Source organism: Bacillus cereus group sp. MYBK14-1 (genome assembly GCF_051916885.1).
In the GTDB taxonomy this organism is placed as follows: domain Bacteria; phylum Bacillota; class Bacilli; order Bacillales; family Bacillaceae_G; genus Bacillus_A; species Bacillus_A cereus.
This window is the reverse complement of the sequence record NZ_JBQAHM010000016.1, coordinates 22,599-34,492: the sequence shown is the minus strand read 5'-3', so window position 1 is coordinate 34,492 and position 11,894 is coordinate 22,599. Positions and strand designations below refer to the sequence as shown.

The window sequence follows — 11,894 nt, the reverse complement described above, 5'->3', positions numbered from 1 at the left end:
CTTTTTTTCTTAACAAATTCTTTCAAGTGTATTTCCCCTTACTTATCACACACTATATATAACTCTCGGTAAGGAGGGTACACAGTGCAAACATATAACGACTATGATAAAGCTCTCTATTACACGTATTGCTGTAATTGGGATAAATTACTCGTTCTCATGGTTCAAACGAACGATCAATTATTTTCTAAACGTATTGAGCATTTTTTACACGCTTATCAATACAGTAAAGAACTTCCAGAAGTTGATAAACAATTGCAGCTCCTATTTCAATATATTGACCACGCATCCCAAAAGTCGCATGTAGAAGAAGTAGAACAAATTCAAATGTAAAATATAGCGCTATTCTCTTCCGGAGAATGGCGCTTTTTTAAAATGTTTATATCAATAAAAGTTTCTCCTTATAAAACTTTTATTGATAAACATATTTTTTCTTTCTTTTCCATACTACTTCATACTATAATTTAGTATGTAACTATTATAAGAGAGGTATAAAATATGGGACGAGAAAAAAAGCAAGAATATGCTTTACTTACCGCATGGGGAGCTTCTTTTATCGCTACACTAGGAAGTCTGTACTTTTCCGAAATCATGAAATTTGAGCCTTGTGTTCTTTGTTGGTATCAACGTATTTTTATGTATCCATTCGTTTTATGGCTTGGTATCGCTGTAGCAAAGAAAGATTATCGCATTGCAAGTTATTCTTTACCAATCGCAACTATTGGTGCTTGTATTTCTTTATATCACTATGCAATTCAAAAAGTCGCAGCATTTTCAGCTGCTGGGGCAGCTTGTGGACGTGTACCATGTACGGGAGAATACATAAACTGGTTCGGTTTTGTGACAATCCCGTTTTTAGCACTTATCGGCTTTATTACAATCGCTGTTTGTAGCTTTATTGTCATCAAAAACAAATAAGGAGATGAAAGAATGAAAAAAATGCTTATATTTGGTGGTATTATTATCGCCTTGTTTGCGGCAATTTTCGCTGTAACACAAATGGAAGAAAAAAACGCTTCAACTAGCCAAAAAATTGATAATGCTACTGGTAGTCAAACAGATGGTCCTGACTACTACACAAATAAAATTTCTCTTTCAGATCTTCAAAAGAACTTAAAAGAGAAAAAAGAAGAAACAGTATACTTTTATCAAACATCTTGCGTTCATTGCCAAAAATTATCTCCTGTCGTAGTGCCAATGGCTAAAGACTTGAACGTTGATATGAAAGTTATGGATATTGAAAAATTAGATGCTCCTTGGGATGAATATAAAATTCAAGGTACACCAACAATCATTCATTTTAAAGATGGCAAAGAAGTGAGCCGTATTAGCGGTGAACAGCCGAAAGACAAATTAAAAGAATGGCTTGAACAAACGAAAAAGTAATTAGAAAAGGAAACTCCTTCTACACATGAAATGGGCGTAAAATCCCACACTAATGTATAAGGAGGGGGTTTTATGCCAGAAGTAAGATGTTCTGTTTCCAACTGTTCTTTTTGGGGACAAGGTAACTTTTGTCAAGCAAGTGCGATCATCGTTCAGCCTGATGCAGATGAAACTGGTCAAACTGAAAATGATTCATATACAGCTGCTGTTTTAACAAACGAGACGCTAGAAAGTTCTGTAGCAACGAGTGTAGAGACTTGTTGTCATACATTTAAGCCTAGATATTAACAATTATTCCACCTCATATACGTGAGGTGGTTTTTTCTTTCCCTCTTCTTGTTTACGTCATCTCTAATTCTCCCTATAATAAAGTTAACATTTTTATGAATACGAAGGTGAAATACTATGGCTAAAACAATTGCAGATATCGCCAAATTGGCTGGAGTTGCAAAAAGCACAGTCTCTCGTTACTTAAACGGCGGATATGTAAGTGATAAAACAAAACTTAAAATCGAAGGTATTATTCAAGAAACAAATTTCTCTCCCAATACATTTGCTCAAAGTTTAAAAGCAAAAACAACAAATTTAATTGGTGTCATCATCCCCCGATTAGACTCCTTCGCTACAATGAAAACACTTATCGGGATCGATAAAACATTACAGGAAAATAACTATCAAATGCTTGTAGCAAATGCAAATCAAACAACCGGAACTGAAATACAAGCAATTGAAAACTTTATAAAACAAAAGGTAGCTGGCATTATTTTATTAACAAAAACATTGACGAATGAACATCAAAAAATTATGGCTAATTCAAACATCCCTATTTTATTCGTCGGGCAAGAATATAAAGATCAATATTGCCTCGTTCACGATGATTATGATGCAGCTTATGAGTTAGGGGCATACGTTTTATCGCAAGGCCATCGACATATTGCCTATTTAGGGATAGAAAAAGATGATATTTCTGTTGGAATAAATCGAAAAAATGGTTTTCAAAAAGCAATTGAAAATTTAGAACCGACTTGCAACGTTTCATATTACGAAACAACTTTCCGCATAGAAGATGCCATGAAACAAGTACAACATATTTTAGATAATAATCGCCCAACTCTTATCGTATGTGCTACAGATAACATCGCTCTTGGCGCAATGAAAGTCATTCACTCCCACTCTCTTTCTGTACCAGGTGATATTTCTGTAACAGGATTCGGTGGATATGATATTTCAGAAATGGTACACCCTAGTTTAACGACAATTGCGTTTGACTATGAGTATGCTGGAAAGCTTGCTGCCACTTCTCTTTCACAGCTTGTTGAAAACAAAACTATACCAAAAATATTACACTCCCGTTATACATTAAAAATCCAAGAAAGCGTTGACAAAATATAAAGGCACTCTATAATAAAATTAAAACCGGTTCCACATTTTAAAAACAGGATTTTCAACATCATTTCCCTGTTTTTTATTTTAACTTATTACGGAACCGGTTCCATAAAAGAGAATTTATAGTAAGGGGGAATTTTTATGGATATGAAACAAATTGCAACTCAAGTAATACAGAATATTGGTGGAAAGGAAAACATTGCTCGTGCCACACATTGCGCGACTCGCCTTCGTCTTATATTAAAGGATGATACGAAAATAAACGCTGCAGAAATCGAAAACATCGATGGAGTAAAAGGTGCTTTTGCAACGACCGAGCAATATCAAATTATTTTTGGAACTGGCATAGTAAACAAAGTATATGATGAATTCTCAAAACTAATTGGAATAGCCGAACTAGATTCTACAACATCAAACGATATACCTAAGAAAAAAATGAATCCTATCGCCCGCCTAGCAAAGACACTATCTAATATTTTTGTTCCAATTATTCCAGCTATCGTTGCAAGCGGTTTACTTATGGGTCTACTCGGAATGTTGAAAGCGTTTAAATTAGTTCCTGGAGATCACTCACTTATCCAATTACTTGATATGTTCTCAAGTGCAGCTTTCATCATTTTACCCATTTTAATTGGAGTTAGTGCCGCTAAAGAATTTGGTGGAAACATTTTCTTAGGTGCAGTTGTTGGTGGTATATTAACTCACCCAAGCTTAACAAATCCTTGGACTCTTTCAAATGCAAAACCCACAGTTTTACATTTCCTTGGTATGGATATTGATATGATTGGCTATCAAGGTACTGTTTTACCTATTTTATTATGTGTATATGTTATGAGTACAATTGAAAAAGAACTTCGAAAACGTGTTCCGAACTCTTTAGATTTATTAGTTACACCATTCTTAACAATTATTATAACTGGCTTTTTATCACTTATTATTATCGGACCAATTGGATATAAAATCGGTGACGGCATTACGTACCTTTTAAATACAATTTATCAATTTGCAGGACCAGTAGCTGGACTTATATTCGGTGGGTTGTATTCAACAATTGTTCTTACTGGCTTACATCATAGCTTCCACGCTATTGAAGCGGGCTTACTCGCAAATAAAGATATCGGTGTCAATTTCTTACTCCCTATTTGGTCAATGGCGAACGTTGCACAGGGCGGTGCTACTTTAGCTGTCTATTTCAAAACAAAAAACAAAAAAACGAAAGAAATTGCAATTCCAGCAGCAGCTTCAGCATTTTTAGGAATTACAGAACCAGCTATTTTTGGTGTCAATTTAAAACTTGGTAAACCATTTATTGCAGCAGCTATTGGCGGCGCAATTGGAGGCGCTTACGTTGTTTGGATGCAAGTAGCGGCTAATGCATACGGTTTAACAGGTATTCCGATGCTTACAATTGTTGCACCTCTTGGCATGATGAACATGATTCACTATATAATTGGTTTCGCTATTGCAGTTATCACTGCTTTTGTTGCCACATTCATTTTATATAAAGAAAGTAAATAATAACGGGGTGAAAACCTATGTCAAAATATAAAACAATACTGCAATCTAATAAAGACGAATTACATTCTTTATATGAAATTGCAAACCAAGATTCATGGAAACCAATTTATCATATCCACCCACCATTTGGATTAATGAATGATCCTAACGGTGTATCATACTACAATGATGAATATCACGTTTTTTATCAGTGGTATCCATTTGGTCCCATTCATGGAATGAAGCATTGGGGGCATGTGAGGTCAAAAGACCTTATTAACTGGGAGCGTATGCCTGTAGCCATCATCCCTACTGAAAGCTATGAATCACACGGTGCATATTCTGGTAGTGCTATCGTAAAAGATGGCCTTCTTCATCTACTTTATACAGGGAATATAAAAAAGCCTGATGATTCCCGTGATGCAAAACAATGTATGGCAACAATGGATTCACAATATACGATGACGAAATATAGTAATAATCCTGTTATTGATATAATTCCTGACGGATATACAAAACATGTACGTGATCCAAAAGTCTGGAAACATAATGATATGTACTATATGTTACTCGGTGCCCAACGTGAAAATAAAACAGGAACTCTATTACTATACAAATCACAAGACCTATACAATTGGCATTTCCAAGGCGAAATTACAACAAACTTAAAAGAATTCGGATTTATGTGGGAATGCCCCGATTACTTCCAATTATCAGGGAAAGATGTACTTCTCTTTTCACCGCAAGGAATTGAAAAAGACGGAGAAAACTTTCACAATGTATACAATGTCGTTTATGCTATAGGCCATTTCGATATTAAAAATTTATATTTCCATGTTGATTCCTATTACGAAGCTGATAAAGGGTTCGATTTTTATGCCCCTCAAACTTTAGAAGACTCTACTAGTCGTCGCCTATTGTTTGCTTGGGCAGGATCAAGTGAAATCACATATCCTTCTGATGATTATATGTGGGCTCATTGCCTAACACTTCCACGTGAATTAACATTAGAAGATAACATCTTAAAACAAAAACCAGTTTCAGAATTAACAAAACTACGAACAACAAAAAAAGACATTTCAGGAGATATAACAGCTGGATTAAATGTATTATCAACGCTTGATGATGAAGACTCCTATGAATTAATTGTTACACTTAAAACAGAAGATGCAAAACGTTTTGGTCTTTCTCTCTTCCACAATGAGGAGGAATGTTTCCCCATTACATTTAATCGGGAACAAGGTACTATTTCTATAGACAGGGGCAACTTCTACCATCAATTTGGCGGAGAATATGGATTTGAACGCTGTAAAAAAATCGATATTCAAGATACGATAGAACTACAAATATTTGTAGATAAAAGCATCGTGGAAATTTTCTTATACGATGGTTCAACAGTCTTTACGTCCCGAGTTTTTCCTCGAAAAGACATGAAACATCATATCGCAATCTTTTCAGATGCAAAACTAAACTTTACCATCACACAATATAAGCTGAAAAGAGGGATTGTATGAGAAATGTCTTTTGTATAGGTGAACTATTAATTGATTTTGTGTGCCGAAATACTAATGTTTCTTTAGTAAACGGTTCAGATTTCGAAAAAAAAGCTGGTGGAGCACCCGCTAACGTTGCTGCTGCGATTACAAAATTAGGTGGACACGCTACATTTATGGGGCAAGTAGGAAACGACCCATTTGGTGAGTTTCTTGAACAAACTTTACAGCGTGCGCAAGTCGATACATCCATGCTCATAAAAGATAAACAAACAACACTTGCATTCGTATCCATCGATCAAGATGGCGAACGTGATTTTACTTTTATGCGTGGTGCAGATGGTGAATATCAATTCAATAGCATTGATTTATCAAAAATACAAACGAATGATTTAATACATTTCGGTTCAGCGACAGCTTTACTATCAAGCCCATTAAAAGAAACGTATTTTCAGTTGTTACAATATGCGAAAGATAAAGGCCATTTCATTTCTTTTGATCCAAATTATCGAAGTGCACTCATTACAAATACAGAACAATTCTCTCAAGATTGTCTAACCTTTATAAAACATGCACACTTCGTAAAAGTAAGTCAAGAGGAAGCTACTATGCTCTCTAAAGAGAGTGATTTACAACAAGCTGCACTCAAATTATTAAATTATGGCGCAAAAGTAGTAGCTATTACACTTGGAAAAGACGGTACCCTTCTTGCGACAAATGAAGGTCAAACTATTGTCTCTTCTATTTCCATTCAACAAGTCGATACAACTGGTGCTGGTGACGCTTTCGTTGGAGCAATGTTATATCAGATTGCCCAAAGTGAACATACACTTTCGTATCATTTCAAAGACTTAACAGCATTTATCTCCTTTGCAAATAAAGTAGGCGCTATCACATGTACAAATTACGGTGCAATTGCCTCTCTTCCATCATTAACAGATATAAAAGCATACGATTAATCGTATGCTTTTTTTACATTCCTCTCCAAAAATCATGCATAATAAAAAAGTACAAAATAACGAGAACGGCCGTCCCGCATAGGGTAATGCGCCGATATATACTCTTCTCTCCTTCCCTCGCTTTCACAAACGCCCAAATAAATCCGAAGAATAATATTAAATCAACATATGGAACATAAAAAGAAAAGACGAGAAACGCATATAAATACACGATAAATAAACAGGTCGTTACTAAGAAAACTTTAAACGCAAATTCACTTTTCATAATATAACCGCCCCCTATCTGTACTGTATTATATTCAGCAAAATACAATAGTTGCAGTTAAACTCCAAGTATAAATAAGCTACCGTCTATAATACGGTAGCCATTACGGAACATTGTATTTCCGTTTATATATATTACTTAAAATCGAAGAAGGAATTTGCTCGTAACGAACTTTCTCTCCTGTTTCATCTATAATATACGAATTGTTTCCTATATAATATATTCCATCTTTTCGTTTTGAGTACACTGGATATCTTTCATTTGGCAATACCGTTTTCACTTTCGTTAACTGTCCATTTGGTTCTTGCCAATATATATCCGCACGGTCTACTAGCGTAAGTACTCCAATTTGTTCTTCTTCTATTTTTCGACCATTCCAGCTCACAACGCGATAACCAAGCTTATTCGCTTCATATTCGGGGCTCGTATGAAAACGAGAAATGATTACTTTTGTTTGTAATTGTACTCGGTCATATAACCATTGTATATCCCTGTCATGCATACGAATACAGCCATTTGATTCCCTACTTCCAATCGTCCATTCCCGGTTCGTCCCGTGAATTGCATATTCATTCTTATCTAGTCCAAGCCACCTCGTACCAAGAGGGTTATTCGGTGCACCCCCAGGTATTTTTTTTCGATGGTATTCTTTATTTTTAAATTTAGTTATAATACAAAAATTACCTTCAGGCGTAGGTGTACGATCTCTTCCAGTCGTTACTGGAAATGTTTTTGTGTAATTTCCATTTTCAAAAAAAGACAACTGGTTCGTCGTAAGATTTACTAATATTAAATGATCTGTATTAGCAAAAGCACTAACCGGTAGGATGAAAAATAATAGTATGATGAAACATAACTTTTTCAGCTATATCCCCCCTAGCGCTCCCTATAATAAGTGGAATTAACATTACTTTGCTCTTATAAATGAAAACTATCCATTTACAATAACGCCCCCATTTACATGTATCATTTGCCCAGTAACATAGGATGAATCACCAGATGCTAAATATACGTATGCCGGCGCTAACTCATATGGTTGACCAGGCCGTTGCATCGGAACATTGCTCCCAAACTGAGAGACTTTCTTCTCATCAAAGCTCGATGGAATAAGCGGTGTCCAAATCGGGCCTGGTGCAACACCATTTACCCGAATCCCTTTTTGCACTAACGATTGAGAAAGTGATCTTGTAAAAGCTACGATTGCTCCTTTCGTTGCGGAATAATCAATTAACGTTTCATTTCCTTCATATGCAACGATAGATGCCGTATTTATAATGACATCCCCTTTCTTCAAATGAGAAAGGGCTGCTTTCGTAACGTGAAAATAAGAAAAAATATTAATACGAAATGTTTTTTCTAGCTGTTCTGCTGTAATATACTCTAGCCCTTGCTGCGGATATTGCTGTGCAACGTTATTCACTAAAATATTTAAACTACCTAACTGCCGGGCGGTTTCTTCCACAATATCTTTACAATGCTGTTCATTACTCAAATCCCCCGGCAACAATACACACTTTACACCTTCTTTTTCAACACGTTGTTTCGTCTCATTTGCATCTTCTTCCTCATCTAAATAAGCAATCGCAACATTTGCTCCCTCTTTTGCAAAAGCGATGGAAACTGCTCGTCCAATTCCGCTATCTCCTCCCGTAATTAACACATTCTTCCCTTTTAACTTTTCACTTCCTTTATAGTTTGCATCTTCAAACTGCGGAAGGGGGCTCATTAATGATTCAATACCTGGCTGCTTATTTTGATGTTGCGCAGGCATTGTTATAAAGTTTTTTTGCTGTGGCATAGCTGCTTTCAACTCCTTTTCCTTAGCATGTGCACAATAAAAAGCTGAAATTCACACATCGTTTTACGATTAATATTCGAATTTAAGACACAAAATATGAATTGTTATAAACTTTTTATGCAAAACTATTGCAAAATAGATAAAAAACGAATATTATATATAACTGTTGTGAAAATTATTCGTAAACAGAAAGGATGTTTATATGTTTAACCTTTCAAAACATAAAACTTCTATTAAAACTGAAATTATGGCAGGTATTATTACCTTCTTAACAATGGCATATATCATTGTCGTAAACCCTGTTATCCTTGGAGATGCAGGTGTTCCATTTGAACAAGCATTTACAGCAACAATTATCGCTGCTGTTGTCGGAACATTATTTATGGCAATCTTTACAAACTTACCAATCGCAATCGCGCCAGGTATGGGATTAAATGCTTACTTCTCTTACTCTGTTGTAAAAGCGCATGAAGGCATGACTTTCGCAATTGCATTCTCTGCTGTATTCGTAGCAGGTATGATTTTAATTTTGCTATCATTTACATCTTTCCGTACAAAATTAATGGAAGCAATTCCTGAAAACTTAAAACATGCAATTACTGCTGGTATCGGGCTATTTATCGCCTTTATCGGTTTACGTTTAACAGGTATCGTTACAAAAAATGATGCAAACTTAGTTGGACTTGGTGATCTTCACTCTGCTCCAGTACTACTAGCATTAGCTGGACTTGGAATTACAATTGTCCTTATGTCTTTAAATGTAAATGGCGCACTATTTATCGGGATGCTATTAACTGGTATTATCGCTTTCTTCACGGGACAATTATCATTCTCAAACGGTGTTACATCAATGCCTGGTTTACCAGAAGGAATTATCGTTTCAAATCCAATTACTGCTGTATCTGACGTAATTAACTACGGATTATACGGCGTTGTATTCTCATTCTTCCTTGTTACACTATTCGATACAACAGGTACATTACTTGGCGTTGCACAACAAGGTGGATTTATGAAAGACGGAAAGCTTCCAAAAGCAGGACGAGCTCTTCTATCTGACTCATTCTCAGCAACTATTGGTTCTATGTTCGGAACGACACCATCAACAGCTTACATTGAATCATCTGCTGGTGTTGCAGCTGGTGGTCGTACTGGTTTAACAACTGTTACAGTAGCGGTTCTATTCGCACTAGCAGCATTCTTCGGCCCATTAGTAAGTGCTGTTTCTGGTGTATCAGCTATTACTGCACCATCATTAATTATCGTTGGTAGTCTTATGATGGGTTCAGTTCGCCACATCGATTGGGACGCATTTGATGAAGCATTCCCAGCATTCTTAGTAATCTTAAGCATGCCACTTACATCAAGTATCGCAACAGGTATCGCACTTGGATTTATTTCATACCCACTTATGAAAGTGGCAAAAGGTAAATTCCGTGCTGTTCACCCACTTGTGTATGTATTTGGAATTTTGTTTGCTTATCAATTGATATTCTTACCACATTAAAATCTCTCATAAAGAGGGATTTTTTTATACATAAAAAGTAGAGCATCGAAATTCGATGTTCTATTTTCCTTTTTTAAAAGCAATATAAAAAGACTGCAGAGAACTCCATCTCCACAGCCTAATTATTATTTTTGCAAGAACGCCTGCAAATCTGCAAATTGCCTCTTTGCATCTTCATAGCCTTGCTCGTATAAATTTTGTAGTTTTGCTATATCTTTTTCCATACGATCTACTTGAAGCGGCACTTCTGGGCGAATAACAAATAAATTGCCAGCTTGTTCTTCTTTTTCAATATAGTGAAGTGTTTCATTATACACTTCATAACGATTCAGCATCGTGTTAACAAGGTTCGGATATTTTTTATAAGCTTTCGCTGCAATCCATCCAAACTTTGATTTTTTCTTCGCGTAGCCATGATTTCTCGTTAAAATAACGACTGATTTTTTAAATCCATCCTCTTGCGCTTTACGAACTGGAATTGGATCAGAAATCCCGCCATCTAACAGTTGTTTACCGCGGTAATTTACTACTGGTGCAATGAAAGGCAATGAACTAGACGCTTGTAATAAATTTAGCGCATCATCATTCGTTCCTTCTTTTTCAAAATAAACAGATTGCCCTGTTTCACAATCCGTCGTTCCTACAAGGAAACGTTCCGGGCTATTAAAGTATGTTTCAAAATCAAACGGCACATGCTTTTCTGGAATTTCGTGGAAAATGAAATCCATATCAAATAGCTGACGTTTTCTCCATAAGTTTTTATACGATAAATATTTCGGATGTGATGCATAATCAATATTGACCGTTTTATTTCTATTTCTTTGTCTGGAAAGATACGACGCTGCATGACAAGCACCAGCTGATACACCGATTACATATGGAAAATATAAATCTTGTTCCATAAAGTATTCTAATATCCCGCCCGTGTATACACCACGCATACCGCCGCCTTCTAATACTAACCCCGTATTTTCAAGCATGTTACTCTCTCCTCTATATATATTGACTCTTTAATTATTCACCATGTTAAGTATCTTTTTCTATTATATATGAGTTCTTTCAGAAATTATATTTAAAAGACTTGAGAAAAAGGAGTTTTTTCTTCCAATTATATTTCCAAATGACCGGAGACATCCTTTATAAACCTTTGAATAAAGTCTTGCTCTTCTTTCGTATATCCATCTAAAAGTAACAACCACTTTTCTTCAGCTTGCTTATGCAATTTTTCATGAGCTTTATATATTTCATTCCCACTCTCCGTTAAGCTGAAGAAGATTTCTTTTTGATTATCTAACATTTGCAGCTTCTCAACGAATTGCTTTTGAAACAACTTTGTACAAATTTTAGAGATTGCTCCCTTCGTCATGCCCATTTCTGTCGTAATTGCCGTTACATTCATCAAACCATTTTTTCCGATACATTCGATTACATGTAACTCAGATAAAGACATACTACTTACACCTGTCTCACGAAGAAACTTCTCGTTTTGTCGTTTTAAATGTTCTTCTTTTTTATGCAAAAGTGTACGAATGTCCGACAGTATTTCCATTTGCTTCGTTGTATGCTTCAATCCGTTCGCCTCCTAAGTTTCCAAAGAAACAATTTA

General features: G+C 35.7%; 14 protein-coding genes. 9 read left to right on the top strand and 5 right to left on the bottom strand.

Going from position 1 to position 11,894, the window contains the following annotated elements; all coding sequences use genetic code 11:
• Positions 1-84: 84 nt before the first annotated feature.
• The 8 genes from ACTFR3_RS26500 to ACTFR3_RS26465 all read left to right on the top strand — a co-directional run bounded on the left by ACTFR3_RS26500 (position 85) and on the right by ACTFR3_RS26465 (position 6,721).
• Complete coding sequence (locus tag ACTFR3_RS26500) at positions 85-333, top strand: YhdB family protein (protein WP_001195459.1); 249 nt, start codon at positions 85-87, stop codon at positions 331-333.
• Between the two features lie 165 nt (positions 334-498).
• Positions 499-918: a disulfide formation protein C gene (locus tag ACTFR3_RS26495; RefSeq protein WP_000532265.1), complete on the top strand. Its 420-nt coding sequence runs from the start codon at positions 499-501 to the stop codon at positions 916-918.
• A 12-nt stretch (positions 919-930) separates the two neighbouring features.
• Entirely contained in the window at positions 931-1,386 is a 456-nt protein-coding gene (locus ACTFR3_RS26490; protein WP_000738435.1) for a thioredoxin family protein, read from the top strand.
• 72 nt (positions 1,387-1,458) lie between these two features.
• Positions 1,459-1,674, top strand: a complete 216-nt coding sequence (locus ACTFR3_RS26485; protein ID WP_001115482.1) for a DUF1540 domain-containing protein — start codon at positions 1,459-1,461, stop codon at positions 1,672-1,674.
• A gap of 117 nt (positions 1,675-1,791) precedes the next feature.
• Complete coding sequence (locus tag ACTFR3_RS26480; protein ID WP_001140402.1) at positions 1,792-2,778, top strand: LacI family DNA-binding transcriptional regulator; 987 nt, start codon at positions 1,792-1,794, stop codon at positions 2,776-2,778.
• 135 nt (positions 2,779-2,913) lie between these two features.
• Positions 2,914-4,290, top strand: coding sequence for a sucrose-specific PTS transporter subunit IIBC (locus ACTFR3_RS26475; RefSeq protein WP_440044982.1), 1,377 nt, complete (start codon positions 2,914-2,916; stop codon positions 4,288-4,290).
• 17 nt (positions 4,291-4,307) lie between these two features.
• Positions 4,308-5,783: a beta-fructofuranosidase gene (gene scrB / locus ACTFR3_RS26470; protein ID WP_000049750.1), complete on the top strand. Its 1,476-nt coding sequence runs from the start codon at positions 4,308-4,310 to the stop codon at positions 5,781-5,783.
• On the top strand, positions 5,780-6,721 hold the full coding sequence (locus ACTFR3_RS26465) for a carbohydrate kinase family protein (protein WP_001246640.1): 942 nt from the start codon (positions 5,780-5,782) through the stop codon (positions 6,719-6,721). The genes scrB and ACTFR3_RS26465 overlap by 4 nt, the downstream gene beginning before the upstream one ends.
• A 13-nt stretch (positions 6,722-6,734) precedes the next feature.
• Here the strand turns inward: ACTFR3_RS26465 and ACTFR3_RS26460 are convergent, their stop codons facing one another.
• The 3 genes from ACTFR3_RS26460 to ACTFR3_RS26450 all read right to left on the bottom strand — a co-directional run bounded on the left by ACTFR3_RS26460 (position 6,735) and on the right by ACTFR3_RS26450 (position 8,784).
• A complete protein-coding gene (locus tag ACTFR3_RS26460) occupies positions 6,735-6,986 on the bottom strand; it encodes a hypothetical protein (RefSeq protein WP_000834195.1) in 252 nt (83 codons plus the stop codon).
• A gap of 103 nt (positions 6,987-7,089) precedes the next feature.
• Complete coding sequence (locus ACTFR3_RS26455; protein WP_025709928.1) at positions 7,090-7,851, bottom strand: L,D-transpeptidase; 762 nt, start codon at positions 7,849-7,851, stop codon at positions 7,090-7,092.
• 66 nt (positions 7,852-7,917) lie between these two features.
• On the bottom strand, positions 7,918-8,784 hold the full coding sequence (locus ACTFR3_RS26450) for an SDR family oxidoreductase (protein ID WP_001136261.1): 867 nt from the start codon (positions 8,782-8,784) through the stop codon (positions 7,918-7,920).
• Between the two features lie 202 nt (positions 8,785-8,986).
• Between ACTFR3_RS26450 and ACTFR3_RS26445 the strand changes: the two genes are divergently transcribed.
• Complete coding sequence (locus ACTFR3_RS26445; protein ID WP_000482713.1) at positions 8,987-10,288, top strand: NCS2 family permease; 1,302 nt, start codon at positions 8,987-8,989, stop codon at positions 10,286-10,288.
• A gap of 125 nt (positions 10,289-10,413) precedes the next feature.
• Here the strand turns inward: ACTFR3_RS26445 and ACTFR3_RS26440 are convergent, their stop codons facing one another.
• Together ACTFR3_RS26440 and ACTFR3_RS26435 are read right to left on the bottom strand one after the other, a co-directional pair.
• Positions 10,414-11,268 carry a patatin-like phospholipase family protein gene (locus ACTFR3_RS26440; RefSeq protein WP_322372564.1) on the bottom strand — a complete coding sequence of 285 codons (855 nt, stop codon included), beginning with the start codon at positions 11,266-11,268 and terminating at the stop codon, positions 10,414-10,416.
• Positions 11,269-11,396: 128 nt separating this feature from the next.
• Positions 11,397-11,858 (bottom strand): MarR family transcriptional regulator, encoded by a 462-nt coding sequence (locus tag ACTFR3_RS26435; protein WP_000683326.1) that lies wholly within the window; start codon positions 11,856-11,858, stop codon positions 11,397-11,399.
• Between the last annotated feature and the right edge of the window lie 36 nt (positions 11,859-11,894).